Raw genomic sequence first — 21,354 nt, forward strand, 5'->3', positions numbered from 1 at the left:
GAAACCGCGGCGCGAACCATCGCGGCAGCTAGCGAGGTCGAAAAGTCGCGATCAGTACAGGAGACTGTAGAGCTTGCGTTGATATTCAGCCGCCAACGGGTCACCCTTGCCAAGACTGGCAATGGTGTTGAGGAACGTGCGCTTGGTTGCGCCGTCGGCGTGATTCACATCCTGGCGCAGCACCGTAATCAGGTGCTCCAGCGCCTCCCGGAAATAGCCCGCCTCGGTATATTGGATCGCCAACTGCGTGCGCACATCGTGATTGTCGGGCTCGGCCTCCAGAAGCTGCTCCAGGGCCTCTATTTCAGGGGATCGCGATGCTTCACGTTTTAATTTCAGCTGTGCCACCAGTTGCTCCCAATGGGCGTCCTGGTTGGTCATCAGTACCGTACCCAACACTGTCTCGGCATCGTCAAAACGATTATTTTCAATAAGTGCATGGGCATAAGCGAGGGTAATATCATGGCGCTGGCCGGAGTCCTCGAACGCTTGCCGGAGCGGTGTCAGGGCAGCGCGGAAATCACCCTCCGCCATCAGCGCCTGACCCTGCATCAGCAACGCATCCCAGGGCTTGGGAAGATATTTCTCCAGCAACTCGCGCAGCTGAGCCTCACTCTGGGCACCCACAAGTCCATCCACTGGCTGTCCGCCCTGCACAATCATCAACGTTGGCAGGCTGCGCACACCAAACTGCTGGGTAATCGATGGCTGTGCATCGGCATTGACCCTTGCCAGCAAAAAAGCCCCGCTATACTCATTGGCGAGTTTTTCCAGCAATGGCATCAGTGTCTTGCAGGGCTCGCACCAGTCAGCCCAGAAATCCACCAACACCGGGCGCTGGTGTGATTCTTCAATCAACAACTGCGCCGCGTTGGTCTCGTCAATATCAACTATAAACTGGTTCACCGGATACTCCTTTTGGTCGTATTACAGAGTGCGCTACTACAGACCCAGTACATCTTGCATGTCATAGCGGCCCGGAGAACGTTCAAACAGCCAACCGGCGGCGCGCACGGCCCCCCGGGCAAACGACATGCGACTGGACGCTTTATGGGTGATTTCCACCCGCTCACCCTCAGCGGCAAAGATAACGGTATGATCGCCTACAATATCGCCGGCACGCACCGTGGCGAAGCCGATGGTATCGCGGTCACGGGGGCCGGTCTGGCCCTCCCGACCGTAAACGGCCACTTCGGCCAGATCGCGACCGAGAGCATTTGCCACCACACCGCCCATTGACAGAGCGGTACCGGAGGGCGCATCCACTTTATGCCGGTGGTGAGCCTCTACAATTTCAATGTCCACCTCGTCGCCAAGAACGCGGGCCGCCATATCGAGTAACTTGAAGCACAAATTGACACCCGTACTGAAATTTGACGCCTTGCATAGCGGAACCTGCTGTGCGGCGCTGTCAATCTCCCGTTCCTGCTCGGGCGTAAAGCCGGTCGTACCGACTACCACTGCCTTGCCGTGACGGGCACAAAGCGCCACATTGGCGAGGGTGGCAGCAGGCACTGTGAAGTCAATCAGCACATCAATCTGCTCTATCACGTCGGCCAGGTCACCGGCAATCAGGACACCCATTTTACCCAGGCCGGCCAGCTCCCCGGCATCGGCACCCACCAGGCTGCTGTCCGGCTGTTCGATAGCCGCGGCAAGCTGGAGCGGCGCACCCGCCTGGACAATGCTTTCTATCAGGGTCCGCCCCATGCGACCGGCCGCACCGGTGACGCCAATGCGAATGGTCATATCTTCATGTCATCAAAAAAGTTCTTCACGCCCTCGAACCAGCTATTCTGGCGCGGCGATTGCGCGTGGCCGCCCTGACCAAGGCTTTCCTGGAATTCGCGCAGAAGCTCTTTCTGTTTCTTGCTGAGGTGGACCGGCGTCTCTACCACGGCGCGACACAAAAGGTCACCTACTGCCCCGCCACGTACCGGCTTGACCCCCTTGCCGCGCAAGCGGAACAGCTTGCCCGTCTGGGTTTCCGGCGGAATTTTCAGCTTGACCCGGCCATCCAGAGTGGGTACTTCAAGCTCCCCACCAATGGCTGCATCCACAAACGTAATGGGTACTTCGCAGTAAAGATCCTTGCCGTCGCGCTCAAAAATGGGGTGCTGGCGCACTGACATCTGTACGAACAAGTCGCCGGGCGGCCCCCCATCCGGGCCTGCTTCGCCCTCACCGGACAGGCGAATGCGATCGCCAGTATCAACGCCGGGAGGCACTTTGACCGACAGCGTCTTGCTTTTTTCCACCCGACCCTGGCCATGGCATTTTTTACACGGATCGGAAATGGTTTTGCCGCGACCACGACAGGTGGGACAGGCCTGCTGAACCTGGAAGAATCCCTGCTGCATACGGACCTGGCCCATGCCGGCACAGGTAGAGCAGGTCACCGGTGAACTGCCCTTGCGAGCCCCGGAGCCGTCGCACTCCTCACACGAGACCAGTGTGGGAATCTTGATCTCTACGGTGGCGCCTTTGACGGCGTCTTCCAGCGAAATATCAAGGGTATAGCGCAAATCGGAGCCACGCTGGGGGCCACCGCGCCCACGACCGCCGCCACCACCAAAAATATCGCCGAACACATCGCCGAAAATATCGCTGAAGCTGCCGCCACCAAAACCGGCGCCACCGCCCATGTTCTGGTCTACGCCGGCGTGACCAAAACGGTCGTAGGCAGCGCGCTTCTCGCTGTCCATCAGCACATCGTAGGCTTCGGTGGCTTCCTTGAACTTGTCGTCCGAATCCGGATCATCCGGATTACGGTCCGGGTGATATTTCATGGCCACCCGACGATAAGCTTTCTTTATATCTTTCTCGTCTGCCGCGTTATCGACCCCGAGTACTTCATAATAATCACGTTTTGACATAGCTAGCTGGCGTTAAACCGCACCCTTGCAAATGACTACGCGGGCTCGTATGTCCCGCGTGGTCAAGATTGGTATCCGGGGCGGCAGACCGCCCCGATTGACAGAAGCGCTACTGCTTACTTCTTGTCATCGTTCACTTCTTCAAATTCGGCGTCGACCACATCGTCGCCCTGAGCGCTGCCCTGCTCACCCGCACCGCCGGCTTCACCCGCCGCACCTTCAGCTGCACCGGCCTGGGCCGCGTACATCTTTTGTGCTACCGGGCCGGTGGCTTCGGTCAGCTTGGCTGCCGCTGCGTCAATAGCCTCCTTATCGCCCTCTTTCACTGCTTCCTCGGCGGCGGTGATCGCGGCTTCAATAGCGGCTTTTTCATCTTCAGTCGCGTTGTCACCGGCTTCTTCCAGCGTTTTGCGTGACGCGTGGATCAGGCCATCACAGGTGTTACGAGCAGAAACCACTTCCTCAAAACGGGCATCGGCATCCGCGTTTGCCTCGGCATCCGAAATCATTTTCTCGATTTCTTCCTCGTTCAGGCCACCCGATGCTGTAATGCGGATGGACTGCTCCTTGCCGGTTGCCTTGTCCTTGGCCGATACATTGAGTATGCCATTGGCGTCCAGGTCGAATGTTACTTCAATTTGCGGTGTACCGCGCGGTGCCGGCGGCAAATCCGCGAGATCAAAACGACCCAGGGACTTGTTCTGTGCCGCCTGTTTGCGTTCACCCTGGACGACGTGGATGGTCACCGCAGTCTGGTTATCGTCCGCTGTAGAGAACGTTTGCGACTTCTTGGTCGGGATCGTGGTGTTCTTCTCAATCAGCGGCGTTGCCACCCCACCCATGGTCTCAATACCCAGGGTCAGTGGGGTCACGTCCAGCAGCAGAACGTCCTTGACATCACCCGACAGTACGGCGCCCTGGATGGCAGCACCCATAGCCACTGCTTCGTCGGGGTTCACGTCCTTGCGCGGCTCTTTACCGAAGAAATCAGCGACAGCCTTCTGTACCATCGGCATACGGGTCTGGCCACCGACCAGAATCACATCATTGATTTCGCTCGGGCTCAGGCCAGCATCCTGCAGCGCGACTTTGACCGGCTCCATGGAGCGCTTGACCAGCTCCTCAACCAGTGATTCCAGCTTGGAGCGCGACAGCTTGACGGCGAGGTGCTTGGGACCGGCCGCATCGGCGGTAATGTAGGGCAGGTTGACTTCGGTCTGCTGAGCGGTGGACAGCTCAATCTTTGCCTTTTCTGCCGCTTCCCTCAGCCGCTGCAGGGCGAGGGGATCACTGTGCAGGTCAATACCACTTTCCTTCTTGAACTCTGCTGCCAGGTATTCGATCAGGCGCAGGTCAAAATCTTCACCGCCGAGGAACGTGTCACCATTGGTCGACAACACCTCGAACTGGTGCTCGCCGTCCACTTCCGCGATCTCAATAATGGATATATCGAAGGTACCGCCGCCAAGGTCATAGACCGCGATAGTGCGATCGCCCTTGGCCTTATCCATACCGTAGGCGAGTGCCGCAGCGGTGGGTTCGTTGATAATGCGCTTCACGTCGAGCCCGGCGATCCGGCCGGCGTCCTTGGTCGCCTGGCGCTGGGAATCATTGAAGTAAGCAGGCACCGTGATCACGGCCTCGGTCACCGGCTCACCGAGGAACTCCTCGGCAGTGCGCTTCATTTTACGCAACACTTCTGCGGACACCTGCGGCGGCGCCATTTTTTCGTCCTTGGCCTGCACCCAGGCATCGCCGTTATCGGCTTCGATGATCTTGTAAGGGACCATCTTGATATCTTTCTGGACCACGTCATCCTTGAACTTGCGCCCAATGAGACGTTTTACAGCGTGCAGCGTATTCTGGGGGTTGGTGACCGACTGCCGCTTGGCGCTCTGTCCAACCAGGATTTCACCATCGTCGGTGTAGGCAACAATGGACGGCGTGGTCCGGTCGCCTTCTGCATTCTCAATAACCCTGGCCTTGCCACCTTCCAGGATAGCGACGCAGGAATTGGTCGTCCCCAGATCAATACCGATTATCTTGCCCATATGTTCATCTCCTTGTTCGGATTGGCTGCGCCAACCGCAATTTGTTCGGATCGGCTCAGCCAATCGCAATTTTCATGATGTTCTGTATATTGGCGCTGGCCCGGAAATTTCAAGGGGCCAACCGCTAATTTGCTACTGTGACGGCGCTTTGCTTACCATCACCATCGCCGGACGCACCAGGCGGGAATGCAGTGTGTATCCCTTCTGCATAACGGCGATCACTGTATTGGGCTCTACTTCGGGGTTTTCAACCAGGCTCATCGCCTGGTGTAAATTGGGGTCGAAGGGCTCTCCCTGGGGGTCTACCACTTCGATATGGAACTTGCCCAGGGCATCGGAAAAGCTCTTCAGGGTGAGCTCAAGCCCTTCTATGATTGGCTTCACGGACTCATCGTGCCCCTCGGTGACCGTCAGTGCGCGCTCCAGGTTATCGACTACGGGCAATAGCTCCTTGCAAAAGGATTCCAGCGCAAACTTGCGCGCTTTCTCAACGTCCTGCTCGGCACGTCGTTTCACATTCTGGGCATCAGCCTGGGCGCGCAGGGCGGCATCCCGCGCTTCCAGAAGATCCTCTTCCAGCTTCAACATAAGCTCCTCGGCTGTAGGCTCTTCAGCGTCTGCATCCGTTTTGACCGTGGGCTTTGCAGCCAGGGTCTCGTCGCTTGCGGGCAGATCATTTTCAGGGGTATTTTGCTCTTCGTCGGCCACGTCTACACTCCATATACAGGGCGATTCCGAATTAATGACGGACAGGGGCCCGCTGGCCGCCTGAACCATACCGTTTCCGGAGATATAGGGACGTGGTGCCGGTTTTCAAGTGCTGGAGGCAGGTTATTTGTGTTGCGATCAGTGTGACAGCGCGGAACTCAGCATTCTGGCGGTGATATCAACCACCGGAATCACCCGCTCATAGGCCATGCGGGTGGGTCCGATCACCCCAAGCACACCGAGTATGCGAGTGCCATTGGTGTAGGGGGCGGTTATGACGCTGTAATCACCAAGCACCTCATAACCCGCCTCATCGCCAATAAAAATCTGTACGCCCGGGGCTCGGGAACAGCGCTCCAGAAGATGCAACAGGTCTTTCTTGCGTTCAAACGCATCGAACAATTCACGCAGCCTGCCCAGATCCTCCGGGCTGATATTGCCCAGCAGCCGTGACTCACCCGCCACCAGGTAATCATCTTCGCTCTCCTCCTGGTCCAGCGCCTTGCTGGCGAGATCCAGGGAGGCCTGCATATAACTGTCGATGTGGCTGCGAGCCTCCTTCATCTCGCGAAGTATCTGGCCCTGGACGCTAGCCAGGGGCTGACCGGCAAAGCGAAGGTTGACCAGTGCCGCCGCTTCCCGCAACTCGACTTCGGTAAAGGGTCGCTGGGTGTGGATAATACGGTTTTGCACTTCGCGTTCGTTAACCACAAGAATCACCAGCACACGATTGCCGGACAGCGGCAGAAATTCAACCTGGCGCAGATGGTGCGTATCCGGTCGTGGCACCGTTACCAGGCCCGCCTGGGCGGTGATTATCGACAGCAGCGACGATGCGGACTGCACCAGCTCACTGGCTGACTTGTCCGGATTGAGCTGCTCTCGCAAAGTCGCGACCGCGGCCTGATCAATCGATTCAACCTGCAAGAGACGATCCACAAACAGCCGGTATCCCTGAGACGTAGGCACCCTGCCCGCAGACCTGTGCGGGGAGTGCAGAAAGCCGCGCTCCTCAAGATCCGACATGACGTTACGAATGGTGGCGGCACTGACCGGCAAGCCCGCCTCCTCCAGCAGGGTCCGCGAACCCACCGGTTGACCATCACGTATATGACGCTCGACGAGAGCTTTGAGGATGATGCTTGCGCGTTCTGACAAATCTGCCGAGCTCATAAACTACCGATTTCTGTTATCTGACCGGGTTTGTATCACAGCCGGGGCGGATTACAAAATGAGGACCACTGCGGATGTTTATACCAGACCCTTTCTGCGGTATAACAGGGGAAACCTGACACCGGCCTTTTATGCTCACTCATATCAGTATCAGCCAGTACACCATTGTCGACACACTGGACATGGAGTTCCGCGATGGCATGACTGTCATTACCGGCGAAACGGGCGCGGGCAAGTCCATTATGCTGGATGCCCTGGGCCTGTGCCTGGGAGACCGCGCCGACCCCAAAGCGATACGCCACGGCAGCGACCGCGCCGAAGTCACCGCCTGCTTTGATATTTCCGGCAACCCCGCAGCCGCCGCCTGGCTGCGAACGCGGGATCTGCTGTGCGGCGAAGACTGCCTGCTGAGACGGGTGGTGACCAGTGAGGGTCGCAGCCGCGCCTACATCAATGGCAGCGCCTCCACTTTGCAGGATTGCAGCGAGCTGGGGGAACTGCTGATCGACATTCACAGCCAACACGCTCACCAGTCCCTGCTACGCAAGGCATTTCAACGCAACATGCTGGACACCTTCGCCGGACACCAGACCCTGGCCCGTGGTCTTGAGCAAACCGCTTCCGACTGGCTCCGGGCAAAGCGTGAACTGGCCCTGCTCACCAGTGCCAGGGACGAGCAGACAGCCCGCGCCCAGCTATTGGCCTACCAGGTCGATGAACTCGAGCAACTGAGCCTGCAAGCGGGGGAACTCGATGAACTGGAGCAGGACCAGCAACAACTGGCCAACGCCGAGGATATTCTCCGTGGCGCCCACCAGGCGCTGGAAATTTGCGAGCAGCAAGCTGGTGGGGCGCGCCAGGCGCTGAACCTGATAAAGGGCGAGGCCCACAGCACCAGGACCGCCGATAACGCTCGCGAATTACTGGAGTCCGCCTCCATCCAGCTGGACGAAGCCCGCTCGGAAATACAGCGCTACATTGATTCCGTAGAGATTGATCCGCAGCGTCTTGCCGACGTTGAGAAACGGCTTGAGCATATACACGATATCGCGCGCAAGCACCGCATCAAACCGCACCAGTTACCGGAGCTGGCATCGGATCTGCAGGCTGAACTGGAAGGGCTCGCGCAGGGTGACCAACGCATTGGAGAGCTGGAGCAGACGCTGGCCTCTTTAGCGCTGCACTACGCCGAAGAGGCCGCAAGTCTCAGTAAAAAGCGAACCAAAGCAGCGAAATCGTTGATTACCAAAGCCGGCGAGGTGCTGAAGACCCTGGCCATGGGCGAGTGCTGCTTTGAAATTGCCCTCCTTCCACGGGAGACGGCAGAGCCGCATCCACAGGGCGCTGAAGACGTGGAATTCCTGATCAGCACGAACCCCGGCGCGCCACCGCAACCGCTGGCCAAGATCGCCTCTGGCGGCGAATTATCGCGCATCAGCCTGGCCATACAGGTGGTGACCGCCAGCGACGGCACCCTGCCCAGCATGGTTTTTGACGAAGTGGATGTGGGTATCGGCGGAGCCGTTGCAGAAGTCGTGGGGCGACTGCTACGCGCGCTGGCAAAGGATACGCAGGTCCTGTGCGTGACCCACCTGGCCCAGGTGGCCGCGCAGGGTCACCAGCACCTGCAGGTGACCAAAACCAGCGACAAACACGCGGCTTTTACCCGTATGTATACCCTTGAAGAACAGGAGCGTACCCGGGAGATCGCGCGGATGCTGGGCGGGGTGAAGATTACCGAACAATCACTGGCTCATGCCCGGGAGATGCTGGAAGACGCCGCGGCCTAGTCCTGGTCCGGCAGTTTTCGTACATAAAGCACCAATGAGTGGTCCACGATTTCAAAACCGTGTGCCAGGGCGATTTCCTGCTGCCGCCGCTCAATTACCGGGTCGTTGAACTCAACCACCTCGCCGCTGGAGACACAGACCATATGATCGTGGTGCTCTCCTGTCTCAAGCTCGAACACGGAGTGGCCTGTCTCGAAATTATGCCGGGTGACAAGGCCCGCGGTCTCGAATTGGGTTAGTACCCGGTACACCGTGGCCAGGCCGACATCTTCACCGGCGTCCAGCAGCGCACGATAAACATCTTCCGCGCTCAAATGCTGGGTGCTCTCTCCGGTAGATTCGAGTATTTCCAGAATCTTGACACGCGGGAGTGTGACCTTGAGACCTGCTTTACGTAGTTCCTGATTTCCATGGGGCATGATGGGAGGGCTTCTCTGTGCTGAGCAGGGAGGGTATGATGCCACCCCATTATCTGAAGTGGAAGTTTAACCCAATGCGCAGCTTTATTCTTGCGGGAGTGATGGTCTTTCTCACCGCCTGCGGCAACCTGGGGTTCCCCGGCGTGTATCGTATTGACATTGAGCAGGGGAACATTGTCACCCAGGACATGGTCGACCAGCTTGAACCCGGCATGAACCAGCGCCAGGTGAGGTTTATCATGGGTACCCCCCTGGTGGAGGACAGCTTTAACAAGTCCCGCTGGGATTACCCCTATGTTATTCGCAACGGCGACACCGTAATCAGGGAAGCCAGCGTCACCATGCATTTTGAGGACGCCAGGTTGGCCAATGTTACCGGCGAGCCCCTTCCTGCCTGGGCGGACAAGACCGAGTAACTCATCGCGGCCAGTCGTCCGGGGCCTACTGCTGTGCCTTGACTCTGGCAGCGCGTGCCTTGCGAACTTCTTTGGGATCGGCGATCAGGGGCCGATATATTTCCACCCGGTCACCGTCTTTCAATACCTGCTCAGGCGCCACCGGCTTACTGAAAATTCCCAGGCGAGCGTCCTCCAGCACCAGCCCCTCAAAACGCTCGCTGATGCAGGACAGCTCCGCCGCCTCGAGAGCCGTGGTGCCGGCTGGCACCTGCAGGGGAATAATGGCTTGCTTGTGAGGCAGCGCGTAGGCGACTTCAACGTTAATGGTTTGCGGCTCATTCATGGCGTTCACCCATAGACCTGTCTGGCGCGCTTGCCCACGGCATCGACCAGATTATTGGTTACCCTGTCGAACAGGTGGCCTGCCGCGGCACCCAACAGCACGTTACGGGTGCCGAACTCCAGGTACAGGCTCAGCTTGCAGGCATTTTCCGCAAGCCCCTGGAACTCCCAGCGCCCCTGGAAATAGTCAAAAGGACCGTCCAACAGCTCCAGGGTGATAAGCTCGGGCGCCACCAGCCGGTTGCGGGTACTAAAACTCTGGCTGATACCGGCACGTGCGAGATCCAGCCGCGCATCAATTAAATCCGCTTCCCGCCTTAACACCTGCGCACCAACACAGCCTTCCATATAGAGCGGATAGGCCTCGATGTCATTCACCAGGTCAAACAGGTGCTGATTGCCGTAGGGCAACAGGGCGTGGCGATCAATAACGGTCATAACTCTTCACTAACAAGCCTGGATTAGAGCTGCCCGTAGGACAGCAGCCCGCCGAGCAGCACCAATGCAATTGCCGGCGGCGCAATATAGCGCAACAGGAAGTGCCAAAGCGAAAAAAACAGCGGAGTTTCACGGTACAGCTGCGCTCTAAGCAGTGGCTTGTGGATCTTCCAGCCCACCAGTACTGCGGTTGCCAATGCTACCAGTGGCAATATTACCACGCCAACCAGGCGATCCATCAGGCGGAAGAGATCGACTCCCTGATGTTCGGCACCTGCATCAAGCGTAGAAAGGGCAGCATAAGCCAGCAACCAGATAACGGACCCGGCCACCACCACCGCGGTTAACCTGCGCAAGCTGAACTGGCGCTTGAGCGCACCCACTATGGGCTCGAGAATGGCTACACAGGCACCCAGCGCCACCAGTGCCACCAGCAGGAAAAACAGTGCCCCGAACAGCTCGCCCTGGACAAGATTTCCAAATGCATAGGGCAGGCTGATGAACATCAGACCCGGCCCCATGGAAGGCAGCAGATTATGCGCGAATACCAGCGGGAAAATGACCAGCCCCATGGTGACGGCCACCAGCGTGTCAAACAGTGCCACCGCCAGGACGGAACGGCCGATAGGGATCCGCACCGGTGCATAGCTGCCGAAACTGATACCGGTGCCAACACCAATGCCAAGCGTAAAGAAGGCCTGACCCAGCGCAACCAGCACGGCTTCGCGGTTAAAATCCAGAGGCTGCACAGCAAACAAAAACTTCCCGGCCGCCAATATGTCACCGTGCGCCATGCTGTACTGAACCAGCAGCACCAAACTGGCCAGCAGGGTCGGCACCAACACCCAGGCAAACAGCCCCAGCCCCCTGCGCACCCCGGCAACCACCACCAGCATTACCATGCCCAGGAACAGGCTTTGCCACCACAACATGCGGCTGCCCACCCGGAGCAGGTCATTAAAGTACTGGCCGACGTTAACCACACTGGCCGCGCTGAATACGCCGGTATACATATCCCGGGCATAGACAAGCGCCCAGCCTGCAACCACGGTATACAGGGCCAGCAGCATGACCCCCGCGACACAGGCGAGCCAGGGCATCAGCACCCAGAAGGACGAGCGTTGTGAGCGCTCTGCCGCATGACCAACCGATTCCACCACGCTGCCCCTACCCTGGGCGCCGAGCACCAGTTCGGCGATCAGTAATGGCACCGCCAGTAGCAACAACCAGGCAACATACGCCACCACAAAGGGCGCGCCGCCGTATTCTCCGCTCAGGTAGGAAAAGCGCCAGACACTGCCCATTCCCACGGTTGCGGAGGTCAGGGCCAGCATAAAGGTCATCCGCGAGCGCCACTCGCCGAGAGGGTTCAGGAGCCCCTGGGTCATGCTTGAAACCGTCGTTTATTCATGGGCTTAGAGTGCCCGAGGCGGTCTCTGTTGAAAAGAGCAAGATTCACGTTCCCGCCCGGCCCGGCTTATCCGTATAATGCCGCGCATGAGCAAGAAAAAACCGAAACAGAACGACAACGTCATTGCCCGCAACAAACGGGCAACCTTTGATTTTCGCCTGCTGGAAAGCTTTGAGGCCGGCGTTGTCCTCGAGGGCTGGGAGGTAAAGAGCCTGCGCATGGGCAAAGCCCAGCTCACTGACTCCTACGTGTTGGTAAAGGACGGTGAAGCCTGGTTGCTTGGCGCCCAGATCATGCCCCTGGATACCGTTTCCACGCATTACGTTACTGACTCAATCCGCACCCGTAAACTGCTGCTACACCGCAAGGAGCTGGCGAAGATTCTGGAGGCTACCGGCCAAAAGGGGCTCACCTGCGTCTGCACCCAACTTTACTGGAAGGGCCATCTGGTCAAGGCGCGCATTGCAGTGGCGGAAGGTAAGAAAGACCACGACAAGCGCGACACCGAAAAAGACCGTGACTGGCAACGCCAGAAGCAGCGCGTTATCCGTGAGAACGTCAAGCAGTAACCGGATTGGCTGCGTTTCACCACAGCGCCCGGGCTATTGTGGCCGCTCCCACCGCCAGCAACACCAACAGCGCTACCCGGCGATACAGGGTGCCGCCATAGCGGCGAAAAAGCAGGTAACCTATCTTGTCGCCTATGAGCATGGATGGCAGGGCCAGCATGAACAGCCATGGTGAGCGGGCACTTACAAACCCCGCAACACTAAAAGATATAAGCGCCACTACTGAAGAGAACAGGAAAAACGTGATCAACAGGGCGCGGGCACGGTAGGGCTCGCGCTCGGTGGCCATGGCATAGATAACCACCGGTGGCCCGGGGATAGCGAAGGCTCCGTTCAGCAACCCGGCTGCCAATCCGGTGGCGACTGTGACAGATTGCCTGGGTACGCGGGGGGCCGGCCGATAGAAAGTCAGCACGATACAGGCAAAAATCACCGAGATACCTATCCACAGCTGAAACTGTTCAACGGATACCCGGGTTAGCAGCCCCACCCCCACTACCGTACCCAGCGCGGCGGCGGGAAACAGCGGCAGCATCGGACGCAGTGGGGCCTGGCCCCAATAGCTGCGAAGGGTAATCAGGCTCACCGCAAGGGTCAGGCCGGTGCTCAGCACCACCGCTTCCGGAGGGGGCATTACCAGGGAAAAGACCGGCACTGCCGCCAGGCCAAACCCAAAACCGGTAAAGGCCCGCAGCACCGCCGCAAACACCACGATCCCGGCAACGGATACCAATGGCCACAGACCAATCTGGGCAACAGCATCCGGCAAACCATTCACGCCAGGGGCACAGGCAGCTCAACAGACAAGCGCCGGGCCCAGGGCGCCAGGTCCTCCAGAATGTTGGGGTACAAGGCAATACCCTGTTCCAGCTGTTCTGTGCGGTGCTGCCAGGCACGTTGGCCGGGGAATCGGGGGGCGGGCTCTCCCACCGCAACCGCGCTACCCGTCACCATCGACTGCAGGGCCGCCAATTGGCGCTTGAACGCCGCCAGCGAACCAAACGCCGCGGGATCAATGACCTGCAGAAACACGGAATTGGCCTCGCCGTCGCCAGCGGACTGTTCATCCGCGCGACCATAGCCACCCAGGGCCATGCTCAGCACCTCGGTCGCTATGGACAGCGCCGCGCCCTTATAGCCGTGATCCACACCACCGATCGGCATAATACTGCCCGGCGGTGGCCCTGCCAGCGCGGCCGGGTCATCGGTCACATTACCCTGCGCATCCTTGAGGCAGGGCTCTGCCATACGCGTACCCTCCCGCTGTGCCCGGGCGACATAACCTCCAGCGGTTACCGACATGGAAATATCAAACAACAGTGGGTATTCGTCGCCCGGAGCCGCCATTGCCAGCGGATTTGCGGAAAACAGCGGGTCACTGCCACCAAAGGCACTCACCGTATGCTCCGCGGGGGTGGAGCAGGTCATCAACACCATATAGCCTGCGTTAATTATCGGCGGGCAATAAGCCGCAAGGCAGGCAATATGCTGGCTACGGCGAATGGTCGCCGTGACCACGCCGTGCTCGGGCACCCGCTGCAGCGCGGTCTCCAGGGCCTGGCTCACTACCCAGGGCCCCGGCAAAAATCCCGCATCCCAGTTGAATACCGCGCCCCGGTCCGCCAGCACCTCCGGCTCGCCCTCCAGGCGGCTCGGGCCATCCAGCAGCCAACCCAGGTTACTGGCCACCCGATTCGTGCCGTGGGTGGTATAGCCCAACAGGTCGGCCTCCAGAAACACCCGCGACAGCACCTCCGCGCGCTCCTGGGCAAGGCCCGCCGCCTGGAAAAGGTTGACCACAAAGCGATTGAGCTCATCATGCGAGTAGCGAATAGACATCTGCAGTGCCCCCTGTCTGAAAAATGAAATCGGATGATAACAGGCCCTGAAAGTGAACTTTCGGAAAAAGATCAGTCTAATCTTCCGCAAGTGAGTTACACTTGAACCACATCTGGGGGCGATTCGGATTCGACGCCGGTAGCGAACCCTGAGGTGCATGCCGTGATGGTAGCCAATCACGTTAATCCAAAGCTGCAAACTATTAGTTGCCAACGACGACAACTACGGTGCACAACTGGCTGCGTAAGCAGTCCGTTTAACACCAACTAGTGGCTTCGGCCCTAGCGGTCTTTAGCAAGGTGCCAGTACCGCGCTACTGACTGTCATACAGAACTGGATCGCAAGCAACGCTCGCCCTGGGCCGCGCTGTTAAAACTTACAGGGATCGCCAATCACGTCCTGCCCGTTGGGCTGTGTGCGGCTAAATCAATTAACGGAAACTAAGCATGTAGAGCCGAAGGCAGAGTACTGACGGACGCGGGTTCAATTCCCGCCGCCTCCACCAAATCCCCGGGTTCTCCAGACCCACGGAGACCCACCAATTCCCACCAAAATCAGATGCTTAGGGTTAATAACCCCGGGTTATCTGTACCCCCTGATTGGGGCTCAGTAGGGCCTGCTGGGGCTCCAGTTTGGCACGAGACGGGCACGAGCCCGCCTCGCTTCGCCCCTAACGACAAGCTCCGCAGTCTTGGCACCGCTCAGTGCCATACCTTTCGCAACCGGCTGTTTCAGCGACATAGTGACCTCGCCTGGGCACTGAGCCGCGACTATCTGCGGATTGCGAAAGAACGCGATTATGTCGCTGCAAACCGGCGGTTACTCGATCTCGATGCCCGCCTCAGCGTGCGGGACCTGAAGCTGACCGCGGATCACACAGACCTTAAAGCGTTCGCCAGCCACCAATCTCAGCGCTGTTACCGCTACGCATGCAAGCTCCCAGCGGAAGCTGCCCACCAGCGCGCAGCGAAGCTAGCCAAGTCTTATCGTCTCGAGCCCCCTTCTATCAAGCAGGGCATTGAACCATCACTAGCCAGGTTATGTGATCAGGACTGGTGGTTACGCCAAGTCAAACGACTGCAAAAATGCACGGTAGAGGGCGTTCGCCGAGACCTCGGCGAGGTTCGCCAGGGCCGCTCTTGCTATGCCAGTACCGAGGCCGACTACCAGCGTCAAATGCAAAAAGCCGCCACACGGGACTACCTCAGTAAGACCACGCTACGCAATGGCGATGGAGATGAACTAAATCTGCTTGAGGTCTACGAGCACTCGATAGCCAATCCGGCAGTACGTCGGGCCGAGTTAATGACCAGGATCAAGGGTTTCGAGCTGCTGGCAGAGGATCTTGGCGACGACGCAGAGTTCTACACCATTTCTGCACCTGGCTATATGCACGCTTACCGCAAATCGGGCCAGCGTAATCCCAATTTTCAAGGCCATACCCCCGCTGACATTCAAAATTATCTAAACGCGACTTGGCGACTGATCCGCTCCGCCTTGCATCGGCGCGGAATTCAGCCTTATGGCTTCAGAGTCGTGGAACCCCATCACGATGGCACACCACACTGGCACCTATTGCTGTTTATGCCTCCCGAGCATGTCACGACTTGCCGGAAGATCATGCGCCACTACGCCCTTTTGGATAAACCGGAAGAGCGCGGGGCACGAAAACACCGATTTAAAGCGGTTCCTATCGACCGAGACAAGGGGTCTGCTGCTGGATACATCGCAAAATATGTTGCCAAAAACATAGATGGTGCCCACCTCGAGACTGATCTCTATGGCTCGGATGCCATCACGGCGGCAAGGAAGATCGAAGCCTGGGCAAGTAACTGGGGAATTCGTCAGTTTCAACAAATTGGTGGCCCCAGTGTCACCGTGTGGCGAGAGTTACGCCGAATTGACCATTGTGAGGACCCGGAAATAGAGTCCGCCAGACGCCATGCGGACGCCGGGGATTGGGCCGCTTTTTGCCTGGTGATGCGCGGGGGCGAGGCAGGTGCTGCCGCTTGCCGCATCAGAATCGCCAGAGAGCCCGCCAAGAGTGAGGCTGATCGCTACGGGGCGCCACAGAAACCCAAGATTATTGGCGTAAGGCGGGGCAGCGTGTGTCTTGTTACCCGCCTTCAGAGATGGGTACGCGTCCCTACTTTATCGCCAACACATGTAAATACCACACAAGCCGGAAGGGTAAGTTGGCCGCAGGCCAACCTACCCTCTCGGACTTGTGTAAATAACTGTACGGGGCAGTCAATGGAACCCGGTATCACTACCGAACAGGGGGCACACCATGGAATTACACCTAATAGAGCCGAGGGTTAGTAGCCTGAATTTCACTATTGAGGAGGCCACAGAGCTATTTAACTGCCATGTGGTACGGAAAGAATTCCTGGGCAAACCACCCGAAATCGCGAAGATTGGCTTTGTCGCGGGCGTTATAACGCTAAACGATGAAGTCGAAATCCTCATCAAGTTCATGGAATCAATCGAGCAGATCGGAAAGGCAGAATTTCAGCAAAAATATGCTGTGATCGATACCTGAGATGACCGATTGCTTCACTCTGCCCGAACTGTACGCCCAAAACGGCTATTGCTTCGGATTTAAGTTTACGAACGAGCGCCCGAGACATTATCTCGTCGAGGCAATAGATTTCGGCTTTTTCTTCCAGGACGGGAAAGCCAGAATGTGGCAGTCAGCGCACCCCTCTCTGATGCTCGGCAAATCAGGGGGAAAGCTGGTGTTTCTGGGAAGCCTCTGTTCGCTTTCGTCCGGCGACCCATTGGGTCGCTACGTTGAAGTTTCGAACTACAACGAACAGTTCTGGCGTCCCGCCTGAGCTTGCTATTTAACAACTGAAGAATGCCTCTAGCCGGTCTCAGACCTGGTTGGGGCTAACTCCCCGCCGCGCAATATCATGATATTGCGCGGTTTCGCTTAAGGGCACACCGACCTTGGTGATATGGTCGAACGAGTAAACATGCTCCGCGCTAGCGCGACTGCACCGCCCCACCTGTCTACCCCGATATTTCCCTTTTCCGGGAAAGACCCAGACATTCGCAGCACACACTGAGCATTGGCTTTCATATACAACTAACCGGAACTGCCTGAGCGGACGGCCATCCGGTCGGGTTTTGGCTGTCTCGTGTATTTCGAATTGTGCTGTTTGTGTTGATAGACCATACAACCAGGCAGGTGCAGTTGCGATACCATTCCCCAGCACGTGCCAAATGGACCTTACAATGCTCCACCACCCTACAAGCAGTCCAGCGGTAATGGCGACCATTAAAGCTGAGTCAAACACAATCGCCCATACTAGGCCCCCAAGACCCAGGGCTCCAGCTATCAACATAAGAAGCGGAAATAGCCATAGATTTGGCCCCTGCAAGTCGACAGTAAGAAACATTCTAGCCCAAGGCAACGGCCTCTTGAATTTGATTACGCGGTAACGAATTACGGAGCCAATGTCATCCGGCAAATTTTCATCGCTGTCCCAAGCGTCGAGCGATAGATAGTAAAAGGTCTTATGGGCGCCTCTGGATTGCCGCTTCGCGACCGTCAATCTACCCGGGCACCCTGCGCCTTTAAGAACGTCGTCTAGTTCATCGCGATTTTGGGCAACAAACTCCTCGTAACTTCCCAGGTGTCGTCGTACAAATTTAGAAGATGATTCAGAGTCCCCTTGGGGGGTCACCCAATCCGCCATTTCCTGAGCGGTGAAGACAACCTCCTTAATATTTACCTCCTGTTCGAGAAAACTCCTGGTCTTCTGGTAAAGCTCCCGGAGGAGCTCCACGCTCTTATTCTGACCGATGCTGGTCGTCTCCAAGTGTTCCAGGGTGGCTTCTGCGGTCCGAAGAATATCGTCCGCATCTAGACTCGAACTGTCGTTTTCGATCACTTAATACCCTTCCATGGCCTGATTTGACCGTTTATACCCGGTATCTACCCGGTAATTACTCTGTTCTAGTTCCGGAGATTACTCGAGAGTCGCATATACGCCAAATCTATTATGACCAAAGGAGACCACATGAAATGGGTGACAATTCGTCGGTTCTCAGAGCTTTCCGGCTACTCGGCTGAAGCAGTGAGATCAAAGATCAAAAAAGGAGTTTGGAAATATAAGGTTCATTTTCGGAAAGCGCCTGACGGGCGAGTGTTGATAAATATTGAGGAGATAGAAAAATGGGTCGAGAGTATCCCGGTGTAACTATTCGAGGAAATGCAATTCAGGTTTCATTTACCTCTAAAAACCATAGATATAGAGAACTCATTCGTTGCGGAAGATCGCCTACAAAGGCTGACCTAAAATTAGCTTGGCAAGTACGATGCGCCGTTCTTAGGGATATCGATTTGGGTAGATTCAAGTATCTTGAACACTTTCCCAACGGCAGAAACGCCATGAAGTTTGAGCCGTTAGGAAAAATTCAACATATCGAAGATGCTCTTTGGCTGTGGATCAAAAGCAACCAAAGGTCCTGGGCTCACAGCACGACGCGAGATTACATATCCCTAATAAAAACCCATTTGATACCTAACTTTGGACACCTAAAAATGAGCCAATTAGAGAGGCGTCATATTCAAGACTGGATTGATTCACAAACTGTTTCAGCAAAACGTATCAACAACGCACTTACGCCACTACGAATGATTTTTAAAGAAGCATTCCTAGACGGTCATATAAATGACAACATAATGGCACGAATTAAAAACCTTAAGATCAAGACTCGTGAAGCCAAACCATTCTCTACCGATGAGATCGCGGCAATTTTGACGCAACTCAGCGGCCAGGAACGCGATGTTATCGAACTCTGTTTTTTTACAGGTTTAAGAACCTCTGAACTGATAGCACTGACCTGGGATGACGTGGACTTCCCAAATCAAAGAATCAATGTCACGAAAGCTAAAGTGCGCGGAAGACTGAAAGAACCAAAGACCTCTGCAGGAAGGAGGCAGGTAGAACTATGCGAAAGATCACAGCACCTACTTCTGTCTATGCGCAACCCTGTTAATTACTCAGATAATTTGTTTATTGATCCAAAGTCGGGAGTCGGATGGGCGTCAGATCAGCCACTAAGGAAAAGAGTATGGATTCCGGCGTTGAAGCGAGCTGGAGTCACATACAGAGAACCCTACCAAATGCGCCATACTTATGCATCTCAAATGCTCTCTTCGGGAAAAAATCCATTATGGGTTGCCATGCAACTGGGACACTCTGACTGGGGGATGATCCGAAAAATATACGGAAGATGGATACCCAGAAGCCAAAAACCTTGACTTGTAGCACACAAAACCTACACTGCAACCCTCGTTTAGTGTTTTATTAATTGTATATTGCGTTTATAGCGTAAGGAAACCACAATGTTGATGCGATTTAGGCTGGCTAACTATAAGTCCTTCCTTGAAGAATCCGAGCTTACCTTCGTACCTGCTCGAGGCAATCGCTCCTGTAGCAAGCCCATCTACCCGTTACAAAGTCGTACCAATGAGGTAGGCGTGCTACCTGTAGCGGCCATTTATGGAGCCAACGCATCCGGCAAGAGTAATGTTCTGAAAGGCCTAATGTTATTTGTAAAAGAAATTATTAATGGCAGCAGATCAAAGAAATTTACTCTGGGCGAACAGTGGTTCAAATTAGAACCAGATGCAGAATTCACACCAACGATGTTCGAACTCGACTTTGTAGCGAATGACACACACTACACCTATGGCATTGAGGCTGGCCGAAAAAGGATCGAACAAGAGTGGCTCTATAAATGGAAGTACGGAAAGAAAAAAACTCGCGCCGTTTTGTTTCACAGAAACGATGCTGAAGAGGAACCGTATCACTTCGGTCGCCAGCTCAAAGGTCGAAATAAAATTATAAGCGAGCTAACAAAGGCCACGTCTTTATTTTTGACCACTGCCGCAACCGCAAACCATGCGGAACTAGGGCAAATCCATGAATACTTCAAAAGCAACTTTAGTTTCCGATTCGGGTACCAGGACATAGAGGCTTTTGATGCCACTCATATAGAGCAATCAAAGCTAGAAACTAAGGTTTCGGGATTTCTTTCAAAGCTAGATACTGGAATACATCGCATTCAGGTCTTTGAGGAAGAGCTCGATAGTGATTCCAAAAAAATACTCAAAGCTCTTTCAGGCTCATTCTCAGAAATATCTAAAGACGACCCAGACGTACGTTTTGAATTTCCTGAAAAGAAAAAAGGTATTCAAACTTTCCATCGCAGCTCAAATGGAGACGACATACCGTTCTCCTTCACTGAAGAAAGCTTGGGAACTCGCGCACTTATATCTATTTTAACGCCGGTTTTGATCATACTCGAAAAAGGCGGCACACTGGTAATCGATGAAATTGAGGATAGCTTACATGCCTTGATGACGACCGAAATCGTCAAGCTTTTCCAAGATGAAACCGTAAACTCCGTCGGTGCACAGTTACTATTCAGCACGCATGAAACTCACATACTAGGGAGCAAGATTCTAGATAGAGACCAGGTTTGGTTCTGTGAAAAGTCTAAAGAGGGTGCGTCAGTTTTATACCCTCTTTCGTCTTTCCGCCTTCAAAAAACTGACAATATGGAGAGAGGCTACTTGGGCGGCCGGTTCGGTGGATTACCAATTATTGGCGAATTAACTTCATTAACCAGGGAAGTGTAGATGGCGCCTAAGAGGAAAGTACCCAAGTCCAAAAGTCTTCGAAGACGCCCACCCGAACGCACACCAAAGTATGAGATATATATTTTTTCTGAAGGCTCAAAAACCGAGGTTGATTATTTTGAAAAATTCCAGAAAGAGGTGGAAGCATCATTGGTTACACTGATCATCAGAGGAGGACAAGGCGATCCGCAACATTTAGTAAAAAATGCGATTGAGAAAAAGGCGGAACTAGACACATTGTCCAAAAGAAATAGAGACTCATTCAGTAAGAGATTTCAGGTATGGGCTGTTTTTGACAAGGATGAGCACATGCATTACGACGCAGCTATAATGTCCGCCGAGGGGGCAGGAATACACGTTGCCCGATCGAATCCTTGTTTCGAACTGTGGGGTCTTTTATTGCTTCGGGCCCATGCAGCTCCGACAACACGATTCGAGCTTCAGAGAATATTAAAGACCGAAATGGTGGGGTACGACCATGACCTCAATCCCCACTTTGTCGAAGGACGCACGAAAGATAACTATCGAGAGGCCATCGACAGAGCCGATGAGCTGCTGAGTATGCACGTAAACGCTGGGAGCCCGTATGGAAATCCATGTACTACAGTGCATACGCTCGTACATAAAATCGCAGCAAAGGGTTCTACCCCGCTTTTACGGACACTTCAAAGAAGCCCATAAT

Annotated in this window: 23 protein-coding genes, 1 other RNA gene and 1 pseudogene; 12 read left to right on the forward strand and 13 right to left on the reverse strand. The window is 55.6% G+C overall.

Translation table 11 applies throughout. The features are described 5' to 3' along the window. Nucleotides 1-51 precede the first annotated feature (51 nt). The 6 genes from trxA to hrcA all read right to left on the reverse strand — a co-directional run bounded on the left by trxA (nt 52) and on the right by hrcA (nt 6,808). A complete protein-coding gene (gene trxA, locus CWI75_RS14635) occupies nt 52-906 on the reverse strand; it encodes a thioredoxin (RefSeq protein ID WP_101522260.1) in 855 nt (284 codons plus the stop codon). Nucleotides 907-942: 36 nt separating this feature from the next. Then, nucleotides 943-1,749, reverse strand: a complete 807-nt coding sequence (gene dapB / locus CWI75_RS14640; protein ID WP_101522261.1) for a 4-hydroxy-tetrahydrodipicolinate reductase — start codon at nt 1,747-1,749, stop codon at nt 943-945. After that, the gene (gene dnaJ / locus CWI75_RS14645) at nt 1,746-2,876 is read right to left on the reverse strand and encodes a molecular chaperone DnaJ (protein ID WP_101522262.1); all 1,131 of its coding nucleotides are present in this window, start codon (nt 2,874-2,876) and stop codon (nt 1,746-1,748) included. The genes dapB and dnaJ overlap by 4 nt, the downstream gene beginning before the upstream one ends. A gap of 116 nt (nt 2,877-2,992) precedes the next feature. Further along, the gene (gene dnaK / locus CWI75_RS14650; RefSeq protein WP_101522263.1) at nt 2,993-4,927 is read right to left on the reverse strand and encodes a molecular chaperone DnaK; all 1,935 of its coding nucleotides are present in this window, start codon (nt 4,925-4,927) and stop codon (nt 2,993-2,995) included. A 132-nt stretch (nt 4,928-5,059) separates the two neighbouring features. Then, complete coding sequence (gene grpE, locus CWI75_RS14655) at nt 5,060-5,635, reverse strand: nucleotide exchange factor GrpE (protein ID WP_241521243.1); 576 nt, start codon at nt 5,633-5,635, stop codon at nt 5,060-5,062. A 138-nt stretch (nt 5,636-5,773) separates the two neighbouring features. Then, nucleotides 5,774-6,808 (reverse strand): heat-inducible transcriptional repressor HrcA, encoded by a 1,035-nt coding sequence (gene hrcA / locus CWI75_RS14660; protein ID WP_101522265.1) that lies wholly within the window; start codon nt 6,806-6,808, stop codon nt 5,774-5,776. A gap of 131 nt (nt 6,809-6,939) precedes the next feature. On the opposite strand from hrcA, the gene recN reads away from it, so the two are divergent. Then, a complete protein-coding gene (gene recN / locus CWI75_RS14665; protein WP_101522266.1) occupies nt 6,940-8,598 on the forward strand; it encodes a DNA repair protein RecN in 1,659 nt (552 codons plus the stop codon). On the opposite strand, the gene fur is transcribed toward recN, so the two are convergent. Next, nucleotides 8,595-9,017 (reverse strand): ferric iron uptake transcriptional regulator, encoded by a 423-nt coding sequence (gene fur, locus CWI75_RS14670; RefSeq protein ID WP_101522267.1) that lies wholly within the window; start codon nt 9,015-9,017, stop codon nt 8,595-8,597. The two genes, recN and fur, sit on opposite strands and share 4 nt — an antisense overlap. Before the next feature lie 74 nt (nt 9,018-9,091). On the opposite strand from fur, the gene CWI75_RS14675 reads away from it, so the two are divergent. Continuing rightward, on the forward strand, nt 9,092-9,433 hold the full coding sequence (locus CWI75_RS14675; RefSeq protein WP_101522268.1) for an outer membrane protein assembly factor BamE: 342 nt from the start codon (nt 9,092-9,094) through the stop codon (nt 9,431-9,433). A gap of 25 nt (nt 9,434-9,458) precedes the next feature. Here CWI75_RS14675 and CWI75_RS14680 read toward each other — a convergent pair whose 3' ends face one another. Genes CWI75_RS14680 through CWI75_RS14690 form a run of 3 tightly spaced genes read right to left on the reverse strand, consistent with a single transcriptional unit; the run spans nt 9,459 to nt 11,583 of the window. Continuing rightward, nucleotides 9,459-9,758: an RnfH family protein gene (locus CWI75_RS14680; protein ID WP_101522269.1), complete on the reverse strand. Its 300-nt coding sequence runs from the start codon at nt 9,756-9,758 to the stop codon at nt 9,459-9,461. A 5-nt stretch (nt 9,759-9,763) separates the two neighbouring features. After that, complete coding sequence (locus CWI75_RS14685) at nt 9,764-10,195, reverse strand: type II toxin-antitoxin system RatA family toxin (protein ID WP_101522270.1); 432 nt, start codon at nt 10,193-10,195, stop codon at nt 9,764-9,766. Between the two features lie 23 nt (nt 10,196-10,218). Further along, complete coding sequence (locus tag CWI75_RS14690) at nt 10,219-11,583, reverse strand: sodium-dependent transporter (RefSeq protein WP_101522271.1); 1,365 nt, start codon at nt 11,581-11,583, stop codon at nt 10,219-10,221. Between the two features lie 109 nt (nt 11,584-11,692). Between CWI75_RS14690 and smpB the strand changes: the two genes are divergently transcribed. Next, nucleotides 11,693-12,175: an SsrA-binding protein SmpB gene (smpB, locus tag CWI75_RS14695; protein WP_101522293.1), complete on the forward strand. Its 483-nt coding sequence runs from the start codon at nt 11,693-11,695 to the stop codon at nt 12,173-12,175. A gap of 16 nt (nt 12,176-12,191) precedes the next feature. On the opposite strand, the gene CWI75_RS14700 is transcribed toward smpB, so the two are convergent. Continuing rightward, a complete protein-coding gene (locus CWI75_RS14700; protein WP_101522294.1) occupies nt 12,192-12,944 on the reverse strand; it encodes a sulfite exporter TauE/SafE family protein in 753 nt (250 codons plus the stop codon). Nucleotides 12,945-12,949: 5 nt separating this feature from the next. After that, nucleotides 12,950-14,014: an Ldh family oxidoreductase gene (locus CWI75_RS14705; protein ID WP_101522272.1), complete on the reverse strand. Its 1,065-nt coding sequence runs from the start codon at nt 14,012-14,014 to the stop codon at nt 12,950-12,952. Nucleotides 14,015-14,128: 114 nt separating this feature from the next. Here CWI75_RS14705 and ssrA point away from each other — a divergent pair. The 4 genes from ssrA (at nt 14,129) to CWI75_RS14725 (ending at nt 16,851) form a co-directional block, all read left to right on the forward strand. Then, nucleotides 14,129-14,519, forward strand: a transfer-messenger RNA (tmRNA) gene (ssrA, locus tag CWI75_RS14710). A gap of 53 nt (nt 14,520-14,572) precedes the next feature. Continuing rightward, nucleotides 14,573-16,336 carry a replication endonuclease gene (locus CWI75_RS14715; RefSeq protein WP_101522273.1) on the forward strand — a complete coding sequence of 588 codons (1,764 nt, stop codon included), beginning with the start codon at nt 14,573-14,575 and terminating at the stop codon, nt 16,334-16,336. Beyond that, complete coding sequence (locus CWI75_RS14720; protein ID WP_101522274.1) at nt 16,305-16,556, forward strand: hypothetical protein; 252 nt, start codon at nt 16,305-16,307, stop codon at nt 16,554-16,556. Before CWI75_RS14715 ends, CWI75_RS14720 begins: the two co-directional genes overlap by 32 nt. Nucleotide 16,557: 1 nt before the next feature. Beyond that, the gene (locus CWI75_RS14725; protein ID WP_101522275.1) at nt 16,558-16,851 is read left to right on the forward strand and encodes a hypothetical protein; all 294 of its coding nucleotides are present in this window, start codon (nt 16,558-16,560) and stop codon (nt 16,849-16,851) included. A 39-nt stretch (nt 16,852-16,890) separates the two neighbouring features. Here CWI75_RS14725 and CWI75_RS14730 read toward each other — a convergent pair whose 3' ends face one another. After that, nucleotides 16,891-17,913 (reverse strand): hypothetical protein, encoded by a 1,023-nt coding sequence (locus CWI75_RS14730; protein ID WP_101522276.1) that lies wholly within the window; start codon nt 17,911-17,913, stop codon nt 16,891-16,893. A gap of 129 nt (nt 17,914-18,042) precedes the next feature. Between CWI75_RS14730 and CWI75_RS14735 the strand changes: the two genes are divergently transcribed. The 5 genes and pseudogenes from CWI75_RS14735 to CWI75_RS14750 all read left to right on the forward strand — a co-directional run bounded on the left by CWI75_RS14735 (nt 18,043) and on the right by CWI75_RS14750 (nt 21,353). Beyond that, nucleotides 18,043-18,222 carry an excisionase gene (locus CWI75_RS14735; RefSeq protein WP_101522277.1) on the forward strand — a complete coding sequence of 60 codons (180 nt, stop codon included), beginning with the start codon at nt 18,043-18,045 and terminating at the stop codon, nt 18,220-18,222. Further along, a pseudogene (locus tag CWI75_RS18945) lies at nt 18,198-18,341 on the forward strand (Arm DNA-binding domain-containing protein); the annotation flags it as partial. The gene CWI75_RS14735 and the pseudogene CWI75_RS18945, both read left to right, overlap by 25 nt. A 72-nt stretch (nt 18,342-18,413) precedes the next feature. Further along, nucleotides 18,414-19,289: a tyrosine-type recombinase/integrase gene (locus tag CWI75_RS14740; RefSeq protein WP_241521244.1), complete on the forward strand. Its 876-nt coding sequence runs from the start codon at nt 18,414-18,416 to the stop codon at nt 19,287-19,289. A gap of 84 nt (nt 19,290-19,373) precedes the next feature. Next, entirely contained in the window at nt 19,374-20,672 is a 1,299-nt protein-coding gene (locus tag CWI75_RS14745) for an AAA family ATPase (RefSeq protein ID WP_101522279.1), read from the forward strand. Next, nucleotides 20,673-21,353, forward strand: a complete 681-nt coding sequence (locus CWI75_RS14750) for an RloB family protein (RefSeq protein ID WP_101522280.1) — start codon at nt 20,673-20,675, stop codon at nt 21,351-21,353. The last annotated feature ends 1 nt before the right edge of the window (nt 21,354 follow it).

Origin of the sequence: Kineobactrum sediminis, assembly GCF_002868715.1 — a bacterium.
Lineage (GTDB): Bacteria > Pseudomonadota > Gammaproteobacteria > Pseudomonadales > Halieaceae > Kineobactrum > Kineobactrum sediminis.